Consider the following 24,219-nt stretch of genomic DNA (forward strand, 5'->3'; position numbering starts at 1 on the left):
AGTTTCTGCATTCATATCTTGTGAAGGCCATTCTCCAATTTATGTTAGCAATGCGTGACTTGAAAAGTACGTAAATGTAACCTTGACAATAAATTCCATTCCATTATTTATTATCAATAACCATTGCCTTTGGCTCTTCCTCAATGATCCAAAAATAAAGGAGCTCCTTTTTAATAAGATACACATTTTATGGCAAGTGATCCGTTTTCTGCAAATTTCCACAATTTTAAGGACCCGCAGTGGAAAAGTCGATTATCTATTCCATTACAGAAACGGTTAGCAGCGAATGCCGTTTACGTGCGTGCAGAAGCATCATAAAAAGATTGGTACCATTACTAGTGTTCAACTAACAATTATTTTATATTTTACGGGACATTTTATGAAGTTAACCGTCTTTATCATATGAAAGTGTAATTTATAGAAAATGATGGACCTGGAGATGTCCTTGCCAAAAATTCTTAAGTTATATGTGTGAATGATTCAGTTTAAATTGTCTATGACGCGATTTGAACAGCTTTTGGAACATTTTTTATAAAAAACCTTTTTTATTATGTTATAGTAGAAAAGTCCAGAGGCTCCGTTATAACGGAGCCTCTGGACTTTTCTAAAACATCCCATTATATCGACAATCATTTTATTTGTTGTAAAATAACAGCATAACAAATGGTAGATCAAGTAGTCGATCAGATTCAATATACCGATGGCAAAAAAATACCTTACTGTGAGTTTACAGCGCGGCAAGCCTACTTTTGAAGTCATTTACAAAAAGAATAGTTTCTCCTCAAGATTTAAATGTGTTATATAAAAGAAGAAAATTAAAAAATTATTTTTTTTTTCGGGACAAGTTCGCATTCCAATCGTTTTTACTTATATAATAATCGAGGAATCAGATTATATGTTTATTTTTAAGTAAGTTCAAAACCCCGGTAGAGCGGGGTTTTGAATTTTTATGCAAATAATTACATCCAATTATCGCGATAGCATCTGGCAAAATATACCCTCACACAAAGCTATTGGCCGGAAAAGCGATATAGCTTGACTGATAGTCTTGATTATAATTGTCCAGCAGATCTTGTCGATCCTGAAGACCAACGTTTAAATATTGTTAAAGGATCCTATTAACAACAGCTGTTAGATTTAGATTATTGGACTGCGGGATTTTGAATCTGAATCCCGCGACGCAGATAGTAATAAGACTCTGGCGGACGGGACTTCGCATCGGACTCTATAATAAATGCTCCAAAACCGCCCTTTCTACCCTGCATCGGATTCCAGCTCGCCATACCCAATACACTTCCAATGTCAGCACCGTCCAACATAAATGCCACGCCTTTCGCACTGTACTGTTGCATATTCTCTGTCACCACAAATTTCTTTGAAGGCAACACACCATTAAAACCATAGTATTCATAGCGGCTTTGGAGTGCCTGATAACTTTTCGAGTTATAAGCTTGTTGCACTAAATAATCAATGTAAGGCTCAATACCTTTTTCATTTTCGCCATCTATAATTAACAGCTTACCTGTTGTTGATTTTGGCCCCATGTATTGTGAAAGTGCTTTAAAAAGTCGCTGGGTATAAATATCCCCCCCCTCATCTTTGGGACCATGCCCAAATATACCACCATCCCCATAACTAGGTTCATAATCCAGATCAAATCCATCTAATCCATATTTTCTGACAGTATCAGCTATAGATTTGGCCACGCTGTCAATACTTTGCAGCACTTCCATTTCAGGAAAATTTTTCTTTCTTATCTGGTCCACTCCAGATCCAAACGTAGGCAAAACAAAGCGTGTCCCCTTTACGCGCTGACAGTAACGCAGTTCTTCCCAGTTGGCCTCATCTTTGGGCAGACCACCCCACAAGCTTACAATATCCATACTATCCGGTAGCCCCAGATAACGGGTCGACATATCAGGGCCTATTCCACCTGCACCGCTCCCGCCCCACCAGCCAAAACAAATCGCATGGTCGCTTTTTTTATAAGCGCGCAAACCTTCATAGTAGACATCACTGCCAATGACCGGCTGTGTTTCAGCAAATACAATCGGCTCCGCCATATTCTGTTTGCTACAATACTGAAAAAACACACAGCAAGACAGCGACAATACAATGATTTTAATATTTCTTTTCATATCACAATTTTTTACGCAAGATCAAATTTCTATTCATATTCAGAAATTACTGTGGACAGCGTACTCCTGGTACCCAGGAGATGTCTGTCGACGAGGTCAGTTGATTATTCTTTCCTGAACTATCCATCGCCTCATTTCCATTTCCATCGTTAAGCTTCCAGTACCCCAGCAGACCCGGGTCGGAAGGGTTTACTGCACAGACAAAAGACCGCAATTGCTTTGCCGTTCGAAGTGTGTTCCATATTCTAAATTCACTTACCATTGTACCAGTTCCTGTCGCATAGGGTGTAATTGCACAATCACTCAGCTTCAATCCTGGATAAGGTGTCTGTCCGGCCATTATGCCATTGATATATAAGGTAACAACACCACTGGCATAAGTAATGGCAAAATGGTACCAGGTATTCAGTGTGGCGGTCGCCGTTGTCGTCATAAATGCTGAGTTTGGAAAACGGACGTCAATCTTACCATCTGCAAAAACAAGAAATTGTAACCCGCTGCCATTAAAGATATCCGCCCGCCAATTTCCTGGTACAGCCAATGCTTGCGTCATATTAAAGCGACCTTCAAAGGTGAAGTTATCGTACGCTTTTCCATTGGCCTCTGGACCGAAGAGCGCTACCGGAATCGGGAATGCAGCATTCTGCGCCGCAAATCCGACTGTTGTTTTGGTCACCAGCACCAGTGCGACATCAGAACCGGACAATACCTGGCTCCGACCCGGATTAATCTTTACCGGAACCACGTATTGTACCCCATCGATGTACTCAGGCCATTCTTTCACCGTTACCATTACATTTTCCTTTCCCAATGCGGTCCCGCCTGCGATGGTCACAGAGGGACTCGATAGTTCGACCGCCGATTTAGGAACAAGCTGATATTCTGTAAAATTTTTTTTATTAAATTCATTTAGGTACTCTTGCCCAAGAATCTCTACGCTAATATCCTCCGTAGCATCCATGCTGTAAGAAGATCCAACGGTGAGTGCCACAGTGCCACTGCCACTGTCCAGGGCCAATGTGAGCGTTGGGCTGTTTGCAATCTGCCTGATAAAAATAAGATTGTCAAATTCCTGCTGCTCCTGCTTACAAGCTGAAATCATGCAAGTGATTGCCCCCAAGAAGATCATCCAACTAGACCAGCTCCTTATATGTTGATAGATTCTGTTCATAATATGTGTTATTTGAATAGTGAATAACAAGTTCATTTAATTTCCTTTGCGATCCCACCAAAGCCTAGTACCGCCGTTGTCTGGCCCGCCCAAAAGAGCGATTCCCTGCGTTACATTAGACTGATTAGTCTGGTACTCGCTCGTTGGGTAAGGCAGGCGTCTAACCTGTATAGCCGTATTGACCGTTCCCCCACTTTCGTTTAGCACCACAGGAAATAACTTTGGATAACCTGTCCGACGGTACTCAGACCAAGCCTCCTGACCATTCGGGTACATCGCAATCCATTTCTGGGTTATAATACGCTCGAGCATTTGTTCTTCGCTCACGTCATTCTGCCAGGCGATGGTAAGTGTAGGTAATAACCCCGCCCCTGCTCCGACACTATTTCCCCCAACAGGATCCTGATAAGGTGAAGGCCGGCGGTCATTGTTCTGCATATAAGTATCTGCACCTGTAACCCCCCACTGGTCGAAGGACTTACGTATGCCGTCTTCATAAAGCTGTTGCACAGTACCTTTCATATTCCATCCCCGCATTGCCCCTTCGGCACGGAGGAAGAATACTTCAGCTGCTGGCATCCAGATTATATTAAAATCTGATCGCACGACAGAAAAAGGTTTATAGAGCGAATTATCTGGCATATTAATCCCCAACCGGATGCCACGGAATCGACCAGCTGGATCACCGGTGCGAGTCGATGGCATAAACAGCCGTGACAAACGGGGATCTGCATAACCTGTCAGATAAGATTCCATAATCGCACTGAGCCGCGTTTCATTGTAAGCTTCCGATAGGGTTTGTAATGGGTTATTATAAGTTGTCCCTTCTATCCCCTGCATCGTTGCATTGTCAGTATTTTCGGTAATAACACCATACTCGTCCTGCATTGCCTCTTCTGCATATTTTTTTGCTTTGGTGGGATCGACATAAACCATTCGCATGGCCAGTCTAAGTTTCAATGAGTTGGCAAAACGGATCCACAGCCTATAATCTCCACGATATACTGCATCAAAGAAGCGTAAAGGCGTTGCGCCGATTTCTGCGAAAGGTTTTAACGCCACAACAGCAGAATCCAGATCATTAAAAAAAGATTGGTATATCTTGTCCATAGGGTCATAGGCCGAGCCCAAAGCACCTAATACCGTACCTGTGTTAAAATATGGTATTGCACCAAACATATCCACTGTACGATGTGCAGCTTGCACTTTAATAATTTTCGCCACCGCAAGAACATCGGGACTTGCTACAGCATATCGTGCTATGGTATCGTAATTTCTTACGATCTTCGTATAGTATTGGTTAAAAGGTGCGCTATTCCAGTTTACAGCATTGAAATTATAGGTAGTATGGTCACCAGCTGCATTATAACGATTTGCCATGCCATGATACCCGCCAAAGATATCGCCGACGAGGTTTTCAATCAGCTGATACGAATTTGCCGCATCGGTACCAGCCCCGCCAACAGGAATCACACTTTCTTCCATCTGTTTAAAAAAACCACCCAGATACACATTGTCCCGATTGATCTCGTTTGCCGGTAAAGCATTCGGATTGGTATTATATTTTTCAAAATCCTTCGTACATGAAACAAGAAGTACACCAATCAAGAGTGGTAATAACCATTGAACTGCTTTCCACGAAAGTCTTCCTTCTTTCTTTGAATTATTATATGTTTTCATCATCATTTTAAATTTAGAATTGTGCTTTGATACTAAACCCGAGACTTCTCAAACTGGGCTGCCTGAAATAATCAAGCCCCTGAAAGTATGTTCCTGATGAAGGTGTGCTCTCCGGGTCAAATGGAGCCTTGTTGTAGAGCATAAACAGATTATTACCGATAATGGAGGCATTTATACTTTTTATCCATTTACCCAAATACTGCTTGGGTATCGTATAACCAAAAGCAATTTCACGCAGGCGTATGTTTGTGGCACTATATACATAATAAGCCAAGACGCCATTTGTCCCACTTCCCATCTGTGTGTAATATTGTTCTACATTTGCATATGGAGCACCGTTAACCAGCACATGGCCAAGATCGCGTGCTTCAGCAGTTGTCTGCGAAACGCCATAGGCATCAAGCATGGCCTGCGTAGCAGATACGCCGACACCACCAAAACGTCCAAAAATCAAGAAACTTAGATTAAAATTTTTATATCCGAAGCTGTTGTTGAAACCGATCGTGTGGCGTGGATCTGCATTTCCTGCATAAAAATATCCGCGATTGTCCACAGACACACCGGGATTCAAGGAAAGGTAGCCATTTTGATCCGCTGCCAGTTTTGATGTAATATAAATTGCGCTCATATTGCCACCAACAGCTATCTTTTGCTGATAACTTCCCGCCCCTGCTATATTAATTGTATCTGTTGAGATACGCTGTCCATCCGCTCCGACGGTCGAATATAGTTCTTTTGCAGTGTTCCTGTTCAGTGTAAAAACAGCATTACTATTCCAGTTCACGGCACCTAGCGTACCAGTATATCCAAGGCTGGCCTCTATACCCCTATTATTCACGCGTCCAGCGTTTAACAAAAAGGACTGATTTCCGCCACTTGTGGCAGACTGTCCAATCGTAAAAATCTGATCGTAGGTATTCGTATTGTAAAAGGTGACATCTAAATTAATTTTGTCTTTCAGAAACTTGAAATTGAATCCAGCCTCCCATGCATCCGTACGTTCCGGACGTAGCGCATACCGTAATGGGGTATTCTGATTGATACTTCCTGTGGCAATCTGATACACCTGTGGCCCTCCTTCGTAAAGACGGGGTGGATTTCCGACCTGTGAAAAGTTGGCCCGTACTTTTAAGTAGGACATTATATCGGATTTTATAGGTAAAGCCTCCGTCAATATTGCCGAAATGCCCACAGAGGGATAGGTCAGAAATAAACGGGAACCCTCGTTAAAATAAAGTTGCGAGTACCAGTCGGAACGGTAAGATCCGTCTAGGAAAAACATATTTTTATAAGAAATGTTAAAATTTCCAAACAGCGACTGGAAACTGGTCCTGTCGGGTTGACGGGCAGTTCCAGAACCAGCTCCCGTTCCCGTAGAACCGCTAACGTTGTCTGTCGTAAACACATTTGGTGGCGAACCCTGCGCTATACCGCCGCCGGCTGCCAAAAGACGTGAAGATGACTCTACACGTGAGCCACCGATGTTGGCTGTCAATGTATAATCGCCAAAGGTCTTATTGATGTTTGCCAAGAGATCGCCATAAAGGGCCTGGGTATTGTTCTCATTTATATTAAAACCACCTCCATATCCTGAAAATAGCAGATCTGTACTTGCATACATCTTTCTGTTTGATCTCAGTTGGGTATGGTCCAGCTTGGCCCTTCCCGTAATGTTAAGCCAGTCATTCACCTTATATTTTAGCGAGCCACCTAACAACAATCTTGTTGTATTGTTTTCCAGAGGAATGCGATATGCTGTCCAATATGGATTCTGCATCTGAAAAGGTGCTCCTCCAAAAGGCCAGTATTGTGTTGGAAACAGGCGGTCCGGATTATAACGCTCGAAGGCTTTTATGGTTTCAAAATTTCCCCCTGGAGGAAAAAGGTAAACAGGAACGATCGGATTATGATACAGCCCCTGTGCGACCATGTTGCGTTCCATCTGTGACAGGTACATCCCGTTCACATCCAGCTGTAACTTATCGTCTAAAAAATTTGAGGTATTCCGGAAGGAAAAATTATAGCGTTTCAGGTTGTTGTTTGGGATTATACCTCTTCCCTGGGTCATACCTCCCGAGACAAAGGTCTGATTATTTTCTTTACCGGTATCGAAAGTAAAACCAGTCATTGATGTGACCCCGGTCTGGAAAAAGTCTTCCGGGCGGTAGCTTGACGGTTCGTTCAATTTTTGACCCCAGCTAAAGTAGCTTCCTTCATCACTGCGACCATAAGTATTCTGAAATTTGGGCATGATAAAAGGTGTCAAAAAATTGGTGTTATTCGTTAGACTAAGGCTGGTCCTCCCTTTCTGTCCCGACTTGGTATTAATAATAATAACACCGTTTTGTCCCTGGCTTCCATAAAGTGCCGCAGCAGCAGCCCCTGTCAATGTCGAGATGCTTTCAATATCGTCCGGATTGATCATGGAAATAATATCACTGCTTGTATTTGCTGAAAAAAGATCATTGATCTGCCCTGCTGGCATGTTGGTCTTTAAATCTGTCGTATTGAGCACGGGCACTCCGTCAATAACGTATAGCGCATTATTATTTCCCGTTATGGATTTGGTACCACGCATCACAACCCGTGTCGCTCCGCCGATTCCCGAAGAACTGGAATTGATAGTAACACCTGCAATTTTACCGGTCAAACTATTGACAAAATTGGCATCACGGTTACGGGTAAGTTCTTCCCCTTTTACGTTCTGTATATTATAAGTCAATGAACGAGTTGACTTTTTTATACCCAGGGCAGTAACAACGACCGCATCCAATACATTGTCTTCCCTAGCAAGTGAAATCGTCACCGGATCCGATAGTAAAGAAATGGTATATTCTTTTGTCTGATAACCGACAAACCGAACTTCGATCACATCATTTACTTTAGCTTGGGGAAGGGTAAAATTTCCGTTTTGATCAGTATCAGTGCTGAAATTCTTATTCTTCAAGGATACAGTTGCTCCTTTTAGCGGTTTACCTTCCACATCGGTCACTTTACCGGAAACACCCTGTTTTTGGTCATCTGTACTGTTTGACGAAGGCATTTCTATCTTTTCACTATTACGGTTTATAAGAATAGTCTCGTCCTTAACATTATACTGCAGATCACTTCCATCTAGCAATTTGTCCATTACCTGATGAATTGTAGCCTGGTTAAAAAAGACGTTTATTTCTTTTTGGCCATTGAAAACCTGATTGGAATATAGGATAGTATATCCTGTCTGCTTATTAATGATTTTAATAAGCTCTCCCGCTTTGATTGATTGCTCTTTGAGCGTGAATAGTCCCGGACCTGCCGTTGCAACAGTGCAATGAACGAGCAGTAAAGCTGTGCACACGGCTCTATCTAGTTTAAGTGTTTTTAACCTCATAATTTTGAAGTATTTTATAATTGGTTATTTAAAGAGTAAAAAGTGTACTAAAAATCAAAACGTCTATTTCTATGATAAGAATTGGTTTACGATAATCAATGTAATGCATGTACATTAAAAAAGAACATTAGAGCAAGCTGCTCCAGCGATCAAAAATTTGCTAACCGTTATTTTGATATAGACGGCTAAGAGATCAAATTGTCCCGCCGATTATTTAAATAATTAATTATCATTTAAACCAAAAGTGCACTTACGCAAGCAGTGATTACGGCATTATATCTTTTCCTATATCCAGTAACTAAGACCAAAAAGTATGATGAGAAATAGCAATCTTATTCGGCAGATTTACAGGAGAATCAAAAAAGTTTCAAATCGCTCCTGAAAATGTACCAGCCACATATCCCCAGTCATTTAGATGATGTCCAAATTCTTAAAGATCAAAAAAATTGCTAACCCTATAAATAAAAAAAGACCGCGAGAACGGGAGATTCTCAACGGCCTTAACCAATATTCACACAATTAAAGACGACTAAAAAATATAATTGTCCCTCAAAATATCGAAATAAACGTTGATCACATAAACACTACTTAAACTATAATGGAAAAATTCTATGGTCTCTTTGCGGTTCAGTTCATCCCGAGCATATTTCTACGCCTTAGCTTGTGGCAAACATCATTGAATTATTTTCACTATGTTCAGCAGTACTTCTTATATTTTTACAAAGTAATAGATTGATTCTCGAAGCCACTTTATTCCATAAGGAGTCGTAAAAAGATCGATAGAGTATCAGTTGCACGAATTAAATTATTTTTTTAAGGGACATTTTATGATTAGGACCGTCTTTAGTACTATGTAAGGTTTAATTATAAAAAATTATGGATCTGGAGATGTCCTTGCCAAATTTTAGATTTATTTGTTGTTTGTTTGAAAAATGTTCGTTTAGGTCCATTATGGTACGATCTGAACAGCATTTGGCAGATTTTTTATAACAAACCTTTCTTAATATCATTTCATAGTAGAAAAGTTCAAAGGCCCCGATAAAACGGGGCCAATGGATTTTAAAAAAAATTCTATCCGTATTGTGATAACAAATACATTACAAGAAAAAGATCTCACTACCCCTCCACCATAACTTTGATTTTACAAAGGCTAATTTTTAAAAAGTGCGAACACATTCCAGACCTAAGCTACATACAGAAGACAAGAGATGGATAATCATTCCTTTCAGAAATTACCTGAATTATTAGAAAGGGAATCCTCTGCCCGAATTGCTTCTGAAGTAGCTAGAGCTGCTGAAAATACAGCTTTTCAACAAACCATAGCAGATTTAAATACCACGATTGGTCACCTCAATATAACTAAAGGTACTCTTTAGCATCTTTAGCAGGAGAAGCGTTTATTAAAGGGGCCCAAAAAGAACATAATTCAATGTAGCTTATATCTAAATCTTTAAAGACCAAGAATTTTGATCCAAATTATCAAAAAGGGCCGCGAGATATGTAGCTTCTCTGCGGCCCTCAACCTACCTATTTCAAACTAGTTATAAGACGACTCAAAAAGAAAATTGTCCCGTAATACCTTAAATTATTTGGTAATGTTATTATCCATCACCAATAATTCATGACCTTATTTGTTTAAAATAAGTTTTACTTATTGTAGAAAATTTTCAATTTTCACCTCAGAATTAGATTCATAAGAATCGAAAACAACTACACCCTTTGGAGATATGAGAATTTGCCGGGGAATAGAATTCACCCGAAAATATTTAGCAACTTTATTTGCTCCCCCTTGTCCATCACAAATGTTATCCCATTTAATTTGATTTTTTGCGACGACAGTCTTCCAGTCGTTGACTTTTCTGTCTAGGGATATCGATATAATTTTAAGTTTTTCACTTTTAATATTATACAACTTTATAAGCTCTGGCAAATGCTCCATACAAGGCTTACACCAAGATGCCGAGAATTCAATTAACAAAAACCGATGATCCGGTGATATCTCCACACTATCCCCATTTAAGTTTTTCGATTTAAAGATCGGAATATGACTCTTTAAGAATTTCGTATCAACTCCATTTAGCTTTTCATAAATGAATTTTCCGTCCACACTTTCCTTAATCGCTGCATTCAGATTGTTATAGTGTTCTAATAAGATGACTTTATTTACACCACCTCTTAATAAGCTGTTCAAAACTAATAAAGACGCATAAGCGTAGGGGTGTGCTTTGACGAAAACTAAATATGCAGATGTACTTCTGTCTTCAAGTATAGTGTGTTTATTTTCATAATATTGACTTTTTTTAAGATCAGATCGATCATATTTGATGATACTATCAACCAATTTTGAAATTTCTATATTATCATTGCTATTGACTAATTTTCTGTATGCCAAATATGCATTCTGCTGTCTTCCAGATTTAATTGCGATTTTTCGAATATCATTGAGATTCCCATTAATATGCGTACTTCCATTTTCTAAAATAAAAAGCGGAGAACGTCTATTTTTTATTGAATACTCTAAAACATATAAACCTGGTAAATGTCTCTTACCTTCAATTTTGAAACTCCCTTTAATCGCCCTAGCTGAATCAACCAATTCATTCATATTTCCTATACCATAGAAAACATTAACCTTATATAGGTATAAAATAGCACTCTCCAAACCGACAATATTACCAGTTATTTTAAATTGATTACTCTGACAATAAAGTACTGATGGTAATAAAACACAAGCAAAAAACGAAATTATCTTCATCATTTTAAAAAAAATTATCGACCTAGATTTAAATAAATTTTGAGATACAAATCTCACATAAAAATCATAGCGTAAACCAGAGTAAATTAATCCTTTGAGTGTATGCTATGGTAATTAGTAAGTAAAGACTTCTCGCAAGAGAAATTGTCCCTTAAACGGAAATCTTTCCGAAAAAGACAATTCATTTTAATTGATCAATGCTCGTATATTTTTCTATAATGTATACCAAGCAGTTTAAGTTATTTCTTTCGATTTTTATTTTATGAAACTAATCTCTCGGCGTTCTGTTACTTCGTCAATCTCCATCACTTCGTTACTATTTTGTTACTCAATGAGTACTCTTAAACACCTGGTTACTCCGTCACCGGTCACTTTGTCACTCGCTAAAAAAATCAAATTAAAGGGACAATTATACCTTTCGGCCGTTTCTTATACTCGATGTCGTTCTTCACTCAACTTGTTCCTTGTCCTATCTGTTCCGGTCATTCAGAAAGATGATACGATTATGGAATAATATTGCATTTTGAATAAGTTGCATATATTAATGATGGCATCAAAATTAGATTTATTGCAAGAATAGATACGCGTAGCAATTATACAAAACCGAAAGTATCGGTATGAATACTATAAAGAAAAAACAAGACATATTAGAATTTTAAGAATTAATGATCGAAAATGAAATATAAAGTAGATATAGTTACACTAAAAAATGATATCCAAAAAAGATTTGGAGAAAAAACAAACTCCAGCGAATTTATTATTACAATGACTAACCTTAAAAAAAGAAAAGGAGAAAATATCTCCTTTGTGTTAGAACATTATTCAAATCGTGACCTTTCATATAAATTTTCTTTCCCTAGCTTTATTGCTTTTGAGATGAGAGATGGAATGTTAACCCAGGAAGCGGATGTTAAAACTGTAAAATTCAATGCAGATTATGACGGAATCATCATTCATCAAATACTGGAAGGTATGTATTTAAATTTTTTAAAGGCTAAGACCGCTTTACAGATTTATAGCGATATTGGTGCGCTGGAAGACAGCAGGATACAGCAGTATAGCCTTTACGGACAAGATCGAGTTGTAGATATTGTGACCATAGAGCGTCCTACAATATTTCTAATAGAGCATACGAAATAAAAAATTCCAAAATATCGAATGTTTTAAGAACAGTGCATCAGTAAGAATTTTTAGATTTTAAAACGAACTGAACTTGAGCATATAGAATTTTTTCAGCTTTATCGACAAAATTCCAGACGAAAACAAGAGCAGCGAAAATCTAATGTGAATCAATCAACATAAGGATATTGTATAATCAAGACAAAAAAAGTGAATTAGGCTGGTCGAGTTTAGGCACAAAAATATGAAAAAGCAATCCTAAGTAAAGTGTGAAAAAGAATTAACGATCTGATGTCATGAACATAGAAAGGACGATGAGCATTATTTATAATAAAAGGGGATAGTAAAAAGCTACCCCTTTAGATTGTGTACCTCCAAAGTAAACCTCCTGCAAGTTTATTAAAGAGAAAAAATGCCTATTTCCCATTATGCCGTCGAACCTGACCAAGACCCAGTGCGATGTATTTAATAATATTCTATGCCATAACCGGCTTAATGAGCACTGCCTGGAATACTCAAATTAGATCATGATATGTTATAGTCTATTAACTTAAAAATTCTAGACCCTATTTTTTGTATACCAGTCTATTATATAACTGAATATTCCTCATTAATTTTCCGTCATTTAGCTAAATAATTTCTGCTCGCTATATAATATAAAACCAGAAGAAGCCCGATCCAGATTCCATAGACCACTTCAATCGAATATCCATATAGAGATAAAGAACTGCCTTTGCTATATGAAGCTGATGTGATGATCATTGCTTTTGGATCGTCACCAGCGATCCAAAGAAAAATCACAGCAAGTAAATGAATCAGAAAAGTACTGAACAAATAGATAAATAGAGGCCTTTGGGCAATGATCGAAAAAAAAGTATAATAGCGCGATTTGATTTCTGTCGTATATCCAAAAAAAAGAAATATAATACTTAATGTCATGGCAAGAAAATCTAATGACGCCGGATATTTTGTTAGATTTAAAAATGACATCGCGGTTTTACTCGGATCCGCATAATTATGCCACATGAAAGGATCACCATATTGATTGAAAACACGCAACAATAAAAATAATCCCAAACATAACCACCCCGTCGTGACCAATATCTTCTTTCTTTTCAAAACATCATAATCTGATTGATAATATTTTCCGAAATAATAACCCAATAACAGCACTGCCAGCCAGGGTACCAAAGTATAATTCACAATAAACAGATGTTCATCGATTAATATAAATTTTTGCTGATGCAAAATATACCAGCAAATTGATAAAAATGAGTGATCATCAAATTGAATCCGGTCCAGCAGATTGTGACCTAAGATCAAAACTATACCGAGTCCTAATAAAACTTTTCTTCCTAAATACTGTAACCCGATCATGCACAGTAAACAAAGCCCCAAAAGACCAAGGATAAACAGCCCTATCGTCCGATAGTGCACATCGAATGTATACAGAAAATTATTAATGAATAATTCGATCAGCAATAATATACCGGCTGTACGAAGTAAAGTAAAATTTAGCTTCGCCCGTCCAAATTGCTTTGCATAGAGAAATACCTCGATTCCAACAAGAAAAAAAACAGCAGGAGCAAAAAAATGAGAAAGAAAACGGGTTAAGAATACTGCAATGGAGGTGTTACTGATATCGACCGGGTTTACATTCCAGTAATAAAAAAACATACGTGTATGATCCAAAATTGCAAAGACCAATATTAGTCCCAGCAGCACATTACGTGACTCCTGTTTCGGATAAGAAAGCTTGATAAACATAGATTCTTTGAGTAAAAAAGTGTTTTTATAAGTAGAATTAAAACGAAACTACAGTAAAGGAGATTTTACTGTAGTCTCGTTTCATACCTAAAATTTATAGGCTACACTCGCCATAAAATTAAATGGTTTCTGTGGACGGGCATAGTAACCATCACTAACCCAATATTTTTCATCCAGTAGATTATTTGCTTTCATACGGATACTGTATTTTGGGCGGTTATAAAAAACTGTTGCATCCAGCAGATTGTAAGCACCAAGGACAAAAGTATTAGCGCCATCCAGATAAGCTTTCGAAATGTAAGAGTTCCCTATTCCCAAACCCAGTCCCTTTGCCTGACCAGTTGTTAAAGCATAGCTTGCCCAAATATTAAAAACATGATCCGGAGTACCAACAGCACGCTTACCGGCATTAGTACCGCTCACGAACTCATTGTCATTATAGCCGTAACTTGCTACATAATTAAAGCCTCTAAACGGTTTACCGATCAGCTCAATTTCAAATCCTTTACTGTTTTGAGTACCATCCTGTATGGTATAATTCTGCTTATCACGAGTTTCTGTACGTAAGCTATTGGTAACATCGATATCATAATAACTCACCGTAGCATTAAAAACATCGGATAGCTCCACCTTAAGACCACCTTCAAGCTGGTTGCCGCGCTGTGGTTTAAATACCGAATAAACACCATCCGGCTGAATCCGCCCCGGAACATTCTTAAAACCGTTCATGTAATTGGCAAATAAAGAGACCTTTTCTTTTAAAACTTCATACACCAGCCCAAATTTCGGAGATAAGGCTGTCTGATTATATTTACCCGTCTGGATTCTTGTTAACGTGTTGGTCGTACCCTCACTGATAAAGCGATCTACACGCAGACTAGCCATGGCCGATAATTGATCTGTCACATTAAATACATCCGATATGTAGGCACTATAGCTCGCTTCTTTAGTCACATTCTGACCCGTATTTTGCGTGGCCAGGACTGCACTCACAGCCTCCATACGAATGACAGGAGTACCAGGGAGATTATAGAGTTGCGCGGGTGGAAATCCAGGCACTTTACCATAACCAAGTCCATCGTAACGTGTTTTTCTATAATTTGACATATAATCCAGCCCGACCACTACTCTATTTCGAAATTGACCGATATAAAAATCTCCAATAAAATTCTGCTGGAAATTTTTTCGGGCAGATTCTTCATCCGTGAACACACGTAGGGTTCTATCAACTAGACTGTCCGTCTTCCAGATCATATCGAAGATATAGAGATCGTCATACCCCCCACCTCCCCATGCATATTTTGTTTGTGAAAGCCATTTGTCCGATAGCTTATAATCGGCCTGAAATAGGATGTTACTAGAAGACTGTCTGCTTATTAATGAATTATCATTTAAAGACTGTTTATAATCTAAGTGCAGTTGATCAAAACTGGTTTTTCCCAGTTTTGAATCGATCATCCAGCCCGCTGGTGTGATACCACGAACCGAATAAAAATCAGCATCTAATGACAGTTTAAACTTGTCATTGACCTGATAAGAAAGACTGGGAGCAATAAGTATAGTGCCACTATTTCCTTGATCCTGAAAAGTGTTTTCCTTTTGACGGGCAAGATTGACACGAAAAAGCAGGCCCTCTGCTGCCGCTATCGGAGTATTGATATCTGCCGTGAGGCGGTTCATATCCCAGCTTCCCATGGTGTAACTCGCTTCTCCTCCAAAGGTATCGTATGGCTTCTTGGTGACGTAGTTCACAATACCTCCAAATGAAGTCATCTGTGCACCGAATAAAGTGGAAGTTGGTCCTTTAATCGTTTCGACACGCTCTACCTGGGCCAGATCAATACCGGTTCTTAAGTAGGTGGCCATTCCATTTCTAAAGTTTTCACTGGTTTGAAAGCCACGTGAGAAAAATGAAGGCATACCAGCACCTGTTTTTGATGGGGCTGCTCCAGGTACATTTCGAAAAGATTCTTCCAATGTTAATGCCATCTGCTCCTTGATCAGTTCTTTATCCACAACACTATATACCTGTGGGTTTTCCAGATTTTTAAGCGGTAACCTCGCCACATACTCACTCTCTTTTTTGGAAGTAATGGCATACTTTTGTCCGATGATCAGAATTTCATCCAGCGTTTTCCCATCGGCCGATAAGACAAAATCGACAGCTCCACTTTCTCCAGCATTGATCGTTACGGTTTTGGATTGATCGACCAGACCTACAAAACTTACGGTAACCGTATGCATACCCTCTGGAACTTCTTCTAGTATATAACGTCCCTCTTTATTGACACGTGCACTCTTATTTCCTGAAATTTTCACGGTACTATAGGTGGCTGGGCGCCCATCACTTGTCATTACCAGACCGGTTATAAAACCACCTTTTACTTTTTGAGCCATCACATCATTTGTATAGACAAATACGTACAAAAGATAGGATAAAACGATAAGCGTTTTACTTTGTTTCAAAGATTGATACATCTGTTTTAGATTATTTATTATTTTTAAATTGAGCAATTGGATTGATTAACATTCCGACATTTGTTTGCCCATTGTAAGGGTCTTTACGATCCCGCAACTGTCTATTGTTGCGTAACTGCATACGGTTTAGGGCATCAGAACGGAAAGAAGCTGTAAAAAAATCATATTTCTCATAACTTGGTTCAAATTCAGGATGGGCATTTTGGTAACTGTGCACACAATTTGCCACATTTCGCCAAAATTTATGCTCAGGATAAGCATCGTGCTCCACCAGCATCGCGGCAATAAAACGGAAAAAGGAATCAAACACCTGCGTAAATACAGGCAAAGTTTTATTCTCCTCTGTCACGTGAACTTTAAGCCTTTCCGCAACTTCGGGCACATTTAACTTCGTATTTAATAGCGAAACTTCTTCACCGATATCTTTCATAATCGCCCGGACGGGAATGTGGTTTTCAAGAACTAGAATCAGATTTTCACCATGTGGCATAAATACCATATCCCATTTATAAAAACAGTGAAGCAACGGGCTCAGGTAGCATTTAAAATAAGCGTCAAGCCATTCATCAGTAGAAAGACCTGATGCTTTAATAAGTGCTGGCAAAAGCGCTTTACCATCATTATCGACATGTAATAATGCGGCCATCGTCATCAATTGCTGCCCTTTTTTAACGACCGAAGCGGGACTTTCACGCCATAGGCATGCCAACATTTTTTTATAGGAGCTATCGATCGTCAGCGCTCCTTCAAAATAATCATGCATATAACTCACACTGGCTACCTCTCTCAAGATACAAAAACCTGTAGCTGTCAAATAGGGATCATGCATAGTCAGTTCGTAGATCCATTGATTGATACCAGGATTGGTACGCATAAAAAATGGCGAAAGACCTCTTACGTATCCCATATTTAAGATGGATAAGGCAGTCTTCGCATAAAATTTTGTCGGACTGCTCACATTGTAAAATGTTCTGATGGATTGCTGGGGTAAGTAACGATCTTCACTATATCCCAGACACAGCAGTCGATTTGTCGCAATTGCCGGAGAGAATATATTGGCCAATTTATTAAACCATTGCCAAGGATGTACCGGAAAAAAATAATAATCTTTTGGATCTAAACCTTTGTCTATTAATTTTTCATTAAACTGATGGAGCAATTGATCACCCAGCTCCTGTTTAATCACAGACTCATAATCTAAGCCCTCAATGCCAACAAATTCACCAGAACTTACATGTCCCGCGAGCCACAAAAGTGCAAAAGGATCTGCTGCTTCAGGTGCATAATATTGGTAATCTGCAGCATCGAAACCTACGCGTCCATTATTTGCCGCGAAACGCGGATGTCCTGTCATGGCACCTTCAATTTCCTGATAAGAAGCCTCTACAAGTTCGTTGGCCGACATCTTACCCTTAAAATGAGTATATGCACTGCCCGATAAAGTGCTGCTGATCTCTTCCATATAAACAGGCAAAATTTCCTGATCGATTCCCATTTCCCGATTAAATTCGACAATAAAAGATAGACTGTCCAAGGGTATCTGTTGTCCCTTCTCTTGTTTCATAATGGAATCAGACTTGATAGACCAGTGGTTAAGAGCGAGAATTTTAGCATAAAAAAAATAAACGGTATCGGTTTTTAATGGTACTTGTAACCTATAGTGTCCCCAGTCGGAGTCAGATGCTATAAGCTCAGGAGTTATAATACCTTCATGCGCAAATTCTGCAATTATTTTTCTGATGTGTTTTGTGTTGATTCCCTTCCAGAGGTCTGTTTTCAGATGATCAACAGCTTGTTGTGGCGTAATCGGATATACTATTTTCATATTGATTTAATATTAAGAGCAGAAATTAGATAAGAGTTGTTTTATAGACAGCTAATGGATTCTTGAGGTTTCCAGCAAATTGCTGGTGTTTGAACGGGTTTGCACCATCAATCATTTTTTTATTATTTCTAAGCTGTAATCTATTCAAACAAGTTTTTGGAATCTCTGCAGCAAAAAGATCATAACGGTTAAACCGGTCTTCAAGTGAAGGAAATTCCTGCTGATAAGCCAGAATACACTCGGATACTGTTTGCCAAAACTGTTCTTCCGGAAAATCGGCATAAGACACCAATACCTGATTTAAAAAACGGAAGAAGCAATCAAAAGCCTGCGTAAATATGGATAGAATCTTCAGATCTTCAGGCACCGGAATACGGATACGTTCAACATCAAGAGGCAAAGAAACATCCGGGGACAGTACAGCCACTTCTTCACCTATATCTTTCATGATAACCTTGACCGGTATATGATTTTCCATGACCAAAATAAGATTTTCACCATGTGGCATAAATCGCATATCATGGAAATAATAGCAGTGCAAAAGTGGACTTAAGTAACAGTTCAGGTAATGTCTTAACCAATCCTGTACCGATAATCCCGATGCTTTGATCAACGTAGGCAGAAATGCGTTACCATAAACATCAATATGCAGCAATGCCGCCATTGTCATCATTTGCTGTTCCTCATTGACATATAAAAATGGGCTTTCGCGCCAAAGTGTAGACAGCATTTTCTTATACGGAGTATCGATATGAAGCGCTTCTTCAAAATAGAAGTTGGTATACCCTACTGTCGCAAATTCGCGCAGCACCGTAAACCCCTTACGCTGAAGATAATCATCATGGATAACCAGGTCATAGACCCAGGTATTGATGGCTGGAGTAGTCCGCATAAAATTGGGTGACAATCCACGCATAAATCCCATATTCAAAATAGAAAGTGCCGACTTGACATAAGAACGCGAACGATTATCCACATTGAATAATGTACGTACAGATTGTTGAGGCAGATATAAATCATCAGCATATCCCAAACAAATTAATTTTTGATTGGCAATATCAGCGGCAAAAATGTGAGCGAGTTTATTAAACCACTGCCATGGGTGTACCGGGAAATAATAATAATCTTTTGGGTCTAAATCTTTACTTAATAAATTCTGATTGAATGAGCCTATTCTTTCCTCGTCCAATTCCTGCTTGATCATTTTTTCGTAAGAAGAGTCGGCAATACTTGAAAATTCGGTACAGTCACAATGCCCGGCCAACCACACAATAGCCAACGGATCGGCTGCCTCCGGAGCATAGTTTTGATAATCGATCGCATCAAAACCGATACGTGCACTATTCGCCACAAAACAGGGATGACCGGCAGACATACTATGTTCTATATCCTGGTAATCCGCATGTACCAGGTCTTCGACGGCTGTAGTATTTTTATTGTGCATATAGCAATACGTAAAAAGCACACTGATAACCTCTTCAATATAGGTTCCAATATTTTCCTGCTCTAAACCCAACTGCTCAGCAAACTCAACGACAAATTGTACCGCATCTAAAGGCATCTGTGAACCTTTGTGTATTTTAATGATAGATAGGGCATCTATATCCCAATGATCCAAACTCAGTACCCGTGCTAAAAAGTGATATTGCACGTCTTTCTCTACATGCTCGACGGCATAAACACTCCATTCTCCCCGCTGTGCAATCAATTGAGGTTCTAATAGCATCTCATGCGAAAACTCACTGAGCATTTTTTGTAAAAGCTGCAGATTTACTTTTTGCCATAGATCTGGTGAAAGATGTTCAGTAGCAAGGTCAGGTTGATAAAATAACGTATTCATAAGTATTGATTTTTAAATTTACAATGATGCCATTTTTCTAAAATGGTCTTCGATAATAAAATAAAGGGACAAAAAAGTGGTGGTATAGACTAGGTAAAAAACTTGAGAAAAATTGGATTAGAAAGATGAGGGTTTGTCGACGAGGAAATTGAAATAAAGATATAATTTGGAGTGATTTTCGATCTAGATCATGATCAAATTGTGCTCTCAATTTCACCACGACCATTTTTTCTTCAGGATTAATATCAGAAGCATAAAACTTACCTAATATCTCCGTGATAAAACTTTGGCTTATATCGCCTAAACAGGGTCGACCATCATAGGTTCGGAATTTAATCATAGGACTCGTTTATTTTTATAAATCACACTAAATCTATTGAAACAAGTTTGTAAAAACACATAATACACTACATAATAATTACTTATACAATATTCACAAGTCAAAGAAAATAAATTTTTATTTTTTTCTTGCATTATAACTTTGTTCCTCTATCTTTGTTTTGTCTTTATTTGTAATTGGTCTAAATAATAACAGTGAAACAAATGTATCATCTAAAATTGATAACAGCAAATATTTACAAAAAAAACTTAAATAAAAATTAACGCAACATGACAACAAAATTCTATTGACCACAAAATTTTAAAGCAGGTAGAAAAATTATTTAACAGAAAAACACCTTAAAAGGGATTTAGCATGAAAAAAATGACCGAAACTCTAAAAAATAATACTTGGCCATATACGCTCAAAATAACCGACCTCCGGCGTCTGGTTATGCTTAAACCGGAAGACCAAGCTGACCTCAAATTGTACTCGCACAAATACGACAAAGATCATTATCCCGACAGATTCATAGCGCAAGACAACAAGAGCGAATTCCTCAAAAAAAATCTTTTCAATAACCCCTCCACCCCCACTATAATTTTCTACCAAGTGCATGTTTCTGCTTACCAGAACAGCAATAAATCTTATCAACTAGCAATTTCAAATAGAAACTTTCATTAAAAAAATCAATGATGGAAAACAGCACACTTCAGCGCCCCCTTTTAGAAGAGCCGTTAGCAAATATATCGCCTGAATCATCCTTTCCTGATGTTTTCAGTCAACATTCCAGTAAAAGTTACAACGAAGCTATTAATCAGGCAAAAGGTCTGGTAATCAAATTTTTAGATCGACAAAAACATCCCTTTAGTGGCATCTCGCCCAAGCAACTTAGCCTCTTGCATGAACAGATCGATCTTGATATACCTTTATCATCTTATCAAGAACTGTTTAACGAAGTAGATCATTTATACGTAAAGCATGCAACAGCTTTTCATTTACCGCATTATATTGCACATCTCAACTGTCCGGTAGTTATTCCTGCCCTGGCTGCTGAAGTATTGATCAGCGCCATTAATTCCTCACAGGATACCTATGACCAGAGTGCTGGAGGAACCCTGATGGAACGCAGGTTGATTGATTGGACTGCGGAACAAATTGGTTATACGGCAGATGCTGATGGTATATTTACGGCGGGTGGATCGCAAAGTAACCTGATGGGACTGCTTTTGGCCCGTGATCATTTTGCATTAAACCACTATGACCATAACATCAAAAAAGACGGTAATCCAACTACTGCGCACCGTTTCCGCATTTTCGTTTCCGAAAAATCACATTTTAGCAATCAAAAAAATGCAGCACTGATCGGTCTCGGTGAACAAAGTATCGTGCCAGTGGCTACCGACAGCCGCTTTCGTATGTGTATAGATGCATTAGAAACTGCCATTCAGAATGAAATAGAACAGGGTAATATACCAATTGCTATTGTGGCTACAGCCGGAACAACAGACTTTGGAAATGTAGACCCCCTCAATGATATCGCCACCCTGGCCGAACAATACAGCCTGTGGATGCATGTAGATGCGGCATATGGTTGCGGGCTCCTATTGACCGATAAATATAAATACCTGTTGAGCGGCATCGAACGATCGCAGTCGGTAACCATTGACTACCATAAATCGTTCTTTCAGCCCATCAGTGGAAGTGCCTTCATTGTGCGCGATAAAAGACTATTGCACATTATTAAACACCATGCAGATTACCTAAATCCCGAAGATCAGGATTATGAAGAATACCCCGCACAAGTCAACAAATCAATTACACAGACTACCCGACGCTTTGATGCCCTTAAATTGTGGTTTACACTTCGCCTTATGGGGCGCGCTAAGCTTGGTGAATACATTGAAACCTTAATTTATAGCTGCAAGCAGGCTGCGACAATAGTGAGAAATGATCCTGCATTGGAATTGCTAAGTGACTCGGATATCAGTATTCTGCTTTTCCGCTACGCTCCTCCTCAAGTTGAGGAAAAGCAACTTTGTACGCTTAACCAGCAGATAAAAAAACATCTGTTCCATAGCGGAGAAGTACTGGTAGCCAGTACAAAAGTCGATGGGAAGTTTTACCTAAAGTTTACTATTTTCAATCCCCTCACTACATTAGAAGACCTCAACAATATTTTTAGCAAAATTAAAGAAACAGGAAGGCTATATGGAAAAATATCAGGATAAAATGACAGATTTGCTGCAAGCTTATTGTCGTGAATTTTCGAACTGGAGCCTCTACCGCGGTATTCCAAAATATGATCTGCAGCTTGCACAATATTTAAAGAAAACAAGTGCCAAACTTCATATTTGCATTACTTTTTCTGAAGCGGATACAGAAGTTTACCTACCCTTGTCCTATTACTCTACTGTCGGTGAACATCAATTTCAATTTCCGGTCCATGCACGCAATCTCCACACAAAAACCTTTAGCGAATTAACGGCTGAGCGAGTCTATGAACTGACGGCCAAAGTAATTACACCTACCCCCATTACTTCACATAGTCAAGAGCTAGGGACGGAATCACTTGCTGTACATGCTGCTCAGAATTCACCTGCTCAAAATTTTCACGCATCACCTTCGTTCGAGACAATTCCTTTGAGCAAGATACTGGATAGTTCTATTTATAATCCTGAACTGCCTGCAGCCATTTTTTACATCCAGAAATATATAGCGAACAGCCAGACAAACAATACAGAAGCCGTCGGGCAATGGTTCTATCAATATCTCCAGCTCCTGCATTATCATCCACTGGAAAGCATTATAACAGTCGATGAAACCGGGTTTCCGCTTCACATCAGCAAAATAAATACAATAACAACACCTGCAAACGACCCAACCTTAATCGAAGAATGGATTCGGTCGGTATTAATAGGTCATATTTTTAAATTGATCGGGATCATCGGAAAACTTCAATTGCACGATGAAGATCAACTGATCAGCATGACCTACCAATTATATCGTGATCGCGCTCAAGATCAACAAGATTCTCTCGCGTCATTCATCATCACACAACGTCATTTCAAAACTCACAGCAACTTTTCAAAACCAAATTGCCATATCCAAAATGTGCTGCATGAAACCTATTGGGAAGCAGACCTCTTCCAGCCAAAGAAACTCGATCCTATTTTTTCCAAAACATACGCGGAAGAAGAGGTTACGGTAACAATCCGGCCATTTGATTTAGATCGTGATCTCGAAATGGTGCATCGCTGGTTTCACCGCGAACATGCCAAACCCATCTGGCAGATGAATTGGAATCTATCCCAACTGGAGCATTTCTACCGATGCCTATTAGCGAACAAATGGGGGCATGCCTTTATCGGAGAAATCAATGGCATTCCAACATTTAATATGGAGATCTATTGGGCCACCCGGGATATTGTTGGCAACTATTTCGATGTTTTACCTACTGATTATGGCACACATCTTTTCATTGCCCCAACAGATAAAGATAAGAAATTTCCATCGCTGACCATGCAAAGTATTGTCAGTTGGTTGTTTGATTACCAAAAAATTGGCCGACTGGTCGGGGAAGGCGCTATTGAATCTATGGCTGCGCTCATGAATAAAGTGCAGGCTGGTTTCAAACTTCAAGGTATCATAGAAATGCCCCATAAGAAAGCGCATCTCAATTTCTGTTATCGCGAATGGTACTGGGAAAAGTTTCCGCAAAACAAACCTCATGAACTCGAGCCAGAATTACACTAAA

At 39.0% G+C, this 24,219-nt stretch carries 16 protein-coding genes; 6 read left to right on the forward strand and 10 right to left on the reverse strand.

What is annotated here, in order from left to right; translation table 11 throughout:
- Positions 1–189 precede the first annotated feature (189 nt).
- Positions 190–318 carry a hypothetical protein gene (locus EDF66_RS26470; RefSeq protein WP_259194652.1) on the forward strand — a complete coding sequence of 43 codons (129 nt, stop codon included), beginning with the start codon at positions 190–192 and terminating at the stop codon, positions 316–318.
- Between the two features lie 824 nt (positions 319–1,142).
- Here EDF66_RS26470 and EDF66_RS20770 read toward each other — a convergent pair.
- The 4 genes from EDF66_RS20770 to EDF66_RS20785 all read right to left on the reverse strand — a co-directional run bounded on the left by EDF66_RS20770 (position 1,143) and on the right by EDF66_RS20785 (position 8,359).
- The gene (locus EDF66_RS20770; protein WP_165902480.1) at positions 1,143–2,063 is read right to left on the reverse strand and encodes a glycoside hydrolase family 18; all 921 of its coding nucleotides are present in this window, start codon (positions 2,061–2,063) and stop codon (positions 1,143–1,145) included.
- 121 nt (positions 2,064–2,184) lie between these two features.
- Positions 2,185–3,345, reverse strand: coding sequence for a BT_3987 domain-containing protein (locus EDF66_RS20775; protein WP_132844790.1), 1,161 nt, complete (start codon positions 3,343–3,345; stop codon positions 2,185–2,187).
- On the reverse strand, positions 3,346–4,995 hold the full coding sequence (locus tag EDF66_RS20780; protein ID WP_132844792.1) for a RagB/SusD family nutrient uptake outer membrane protein: 1,650 nt from the start codon (positions 4,993–4,995) through the stop codon (positions 3,346–3,348).
- Between the two features lie 7 nt (positions 4,996–5,002).
- The gene (locus EDF66_RS20785; protein ID WP_132844794.1) at positions 5,003–8,359 is read right to left on the reverse strand and encodes a SusC/RagA family TonB-linked outer membrane protein; all 3,357 of its coding nucleotides are present in this window, start codon (positions 8,357–8,359) and stop codon (positions 5,003–5,005) included.
- 1,208 nt (positions 8,360–9,567) lie between these two features.
- On the opposite strand from EDF66_RS20785, the gene EDF66_RS26120 reads away from it, so the two are divergent.
- Positions 9,568–9,735, forward strand: coding sequence for a hypothetical protein (locus tag EDF66_RS26120; protein WP_165902482.1), 168 nt, complete (start codon positions 9,568–9,570; stop codon positions 9,733–9,735).
- Positions 9,736–10,010: 275 nt separating this feature from the next.
- Here the strand turns inward: EDF66_RS26120 and EDF66_RS20790 are convergent, their stop codons facing one another.
- Positions 10,011–11,117 carry a thioredoxin-like domain-containing protein gene (locus tag EDF66_RS20790; protein ID WP_132844795.1) on the reverse strand — a complete coding sequence of 369 codons (1,107 nt, stop codon included), beginning with the start codon at positions 11,115–11,117 and terminating at the stop codon, positions 10,011–10,013.
- 328 nt (positions 11,118–11,445) lie between these two features.
- Here EDF66_RS20790 and EDF66_RS20795 point away from each other — a divergent pair, with 328 nt between their 5' ends.
- Both EDF66_RS20795 and EDF66_RS20800 read left to right on the forward strand, forming a co-directional pair.
- Positions 11,446–11,628: a hypothetical protein gene (locus tag EDF66_RS20795; RefSeq protein WP_132844797.1), complete on the forward strand. Its 183-nt coding sequence runs from the start codon at positions 11,446–11,448 to the stop codon at positions 11,626–11,628.
- A gap of 161 nt (positions 11,629–11,789) precedes the next feature.
- Positions 11,790–12,254 (forward strand): hypothetical protein, encoded by a 465-nt coding sequence (locus EDF66_RS20800; RefSeq protein WP_132844799.1) that lies wholly within the window; start codon positions 11,790–11,792, stop codon positions 12,252–12,254.
- A 600-nt stretch (positions 12,255–12,854) separates the two neighbouring features.
- Here the strand turns inward: EDF66_RS20800 and EDF66_RS20805 are convergent.
- The 5 genes from EDF66_RS20805 to EDF66_RS20825 all read right to left on the reverse strand — a co-directional run bounded on the left by EDF66_RS20805 (position 12,855) and on the right by EDF66_RS20825 (position 21,080).
- Positions 12,855–14,000, reverse strand: coding sequence for a hypothetical protein (locus tag EDF66_RS20805; RefSeq protein ID WP_132844801.1), 1,146 nt, complete (start codon positions 13,998–14,000; stop codon positions 12,855–12,857).
- A gap of 87 nt (positions 14,001–14,087) precedes the next feature.
- Positions 14,088–16,478: a TonB-dependent siderophore receptor gene (locus EDF66_RS20810; protein ID WP_132844803.1), complete on the reverse strand. Its 2,391-nt coding sequence runs from the start codon at positions 16,476–16,478 to the stop codon at positions 14,088–14,090.
- A gap of 10 nt (positions 16,479–16,488) precedes the next feature.
- Positions 16,489–18,303 (reverse strand): IucA/IucC family protein, encoded by a 1,815-nt coding sequence (locus tag EDF66_RS20815; protein WP_132844805.1) that lies wholly within the window; start codon positions 18,301–18,303, stop codon positions 16,489–16,491.
- A 25-nt stretch (positions 18,304–18,328) separates the two neighbouring features.
- Positions 18,329–20,143 carry an IucA/IucC family protein gene (locus EDF66_RS20820; RefSeq protein ID WP_132844807.1) on the reverse strand — a complete coding sequence of 605 codons (1,815 nt, stop codon included), beginning with the start codon at positions 20,141–20,143 and terminating at the stop codon, positions 18,329–18,331.
- 715 nt (positions 20,144–20,858) lie between these two features.
- Positions 20,859–21,080 (reverse strand): hypothetical protein, encoded by a 222-nt coding sequence (locus EDF66_RS20825; RefSeq protein ID WP_132844809.1) that lies wholly within the window; start codon positions 21,078–21,080, stop codon positions 20,859–20,861.
- A 74-nt stretch (positions 21,081–21,154) separates the two neighbouring features.
- Between EDF66_RS20825 and EDF66_RS20830 the strand changes: the two genes are divergently transcribed.
- Complete coding sequence (locus EDF66_RS20830; protein WP_207898708.1) at positions 21,155–22,693, forward strand: pyridoxal phosphate-dependent decarboxylase family protein; 1,539 nt, start codon at positions 21,155–21,157, stop codon at positions 22,691–22,693.
- On the forward strand, positions 22,674–24,218 hold the full coding sequence (locus tag EDF66_RS20835) for a GNAT family N-acetyltransferase (RefSeq protein WP_132844810.1): 1,545 nt from the start codon (positions 22,674–22,676) through the stop codon (positions 24,216–24,218). Before EDF66_RS20830 ends, EDF66_RS20835 begins: the two co-directional genes overlap by 20 nt.
- Position 24,219 lies beyond the last annotated feature (1 nt).

The organism is Sphingobacterium sp. JUb20 (assembly GCF_004342035.1).
GTDB lineage: Bacteria > Bacteroidota > Bacteroidia > Sphingobacteriales > Sphingobacteriaceae > Sphingobacterium > Sphingobacterium anhuiense.

What these genes read in the sequence shown, in the direction of transcription:
- EDF66_RS26470 (WP_259194652.1), top strand. Translation starts at nt 190, where the DNA reads ATGGCAAGTGATCCGTTTTCTGCAAATTTCCACAATTTTAAGGACCCG.
- EDF66_RS20770 (WP_165902480.1), bottom strand. Translation starts at nt 2,063, where the DNA reads ATGGCGGAGCCGATTGTATTTGCTGAAACACAGCCGGTCATTGGCAGT.
- EDF66_RS20775 (WP_132844790.1), bottom strand. Translation starts at nt 3,345, where the DNA reads ATGAACTTGTTATTCACTATTCAAATAACACATATTATGAACAGAATC.
- EDF66_RS20780 (WP_132844792.1), bottom strand. Translation starts at nt 4,995, where the DNA reads ATGATGATGAAAACATATAATAATTCAAAGAAAGAAGGAAGACTTTCG.
- EDF66_RS20785 (WP_132844794.1), bottom strand. Translation starts at nt 8,359, where the DNA reads ATGAGGTTAAAAACACTTAAACTAGATAGAGCCGTGTGCACAGCTTTA.
- EDF66_RS26120 (WP_165902482.1), top strand. Translation starts at nt 9,568, where the DNA reads ATGGATAATCATTCCTTTCAGAAATTACCTGAATTATTAGAAAGGGAA.
- EDF66_RS20790 (WP_132844795.1), bottom strand. Translation starts at nt 11,117, where the DNA reads ATGATGAAGATAATTTCGTTTTTTGCTTGTGTTTTATTACCATCAGTA.
- EDF66_RS20795 (WP_132844797.1), top strand. Translation starts at nt 11,446, where the DNA reads ATGAGTACTCTTAAACACCTGGTTACTCCGTCACCGGTCACTTTGTCA.
- EDF66_RS20800 (WP_132844799.1), top strand. Translation starts at nt 11,790, where the DNA reads ATGAAATATAAAGTAGATATAGTTACACTAAAAAATGATATCCAAAAA.
- EDF66_RS20805 (WP_132844801.1), bottom strand. Translation starts at nt 14,000, where the DNA reads ATGTTTATCAAGCTTTCTTATCCGAAACAGGAGTCACGTAATGTGCTG.
- EDF66_RS20810 (WP_132844803.1), bottom strand. Translation starts at nt 16,478, where the DNA reads ATGTATCAATCTTTGAAACAAAGTAAAACGCTTATCGTTTTATCCTAT.
- EDF66_RS20815 (WP_132844805.1), bottom strand. Translation starts at nt 18,303, where the DNA reads ATGAAAATAGTATATCCGATTACGCCACAACAAGCTGTTGATCATCTG.
- EDF66_RS20820 (WP_132844807.1), bottom strand. Translation starts at nt 20,143, where the DNA reads ATGAATACGTTATTTTATCAACCTGACCTTGCTACTGAACATCTTTCA.
- EDF66_RS20825 (WP_132844809.1), bottom strand. Translation starts at nt 21,080, where the DNA reads ATGCACTTGGTAGAAAATTATAGTGGGGGTGGAGGGGTTATTGAAAAG.
- EDF66_RS20830 (WP_207898708.1), top strand. Translation starts at nt 21,155, where the DNA reads ATGATGGAAAACAGCACACTTCAGCGCCCCCTTTTAGAAGAGCCGTTA.
- EDF66_RS20835 (WP_132844810.1), top strand. Translation starts at nt 22,674, where the DNA reads ATGGAAAAATATCAGGATAAAATGACAGATTTGCTGCAAGCTTATTGT.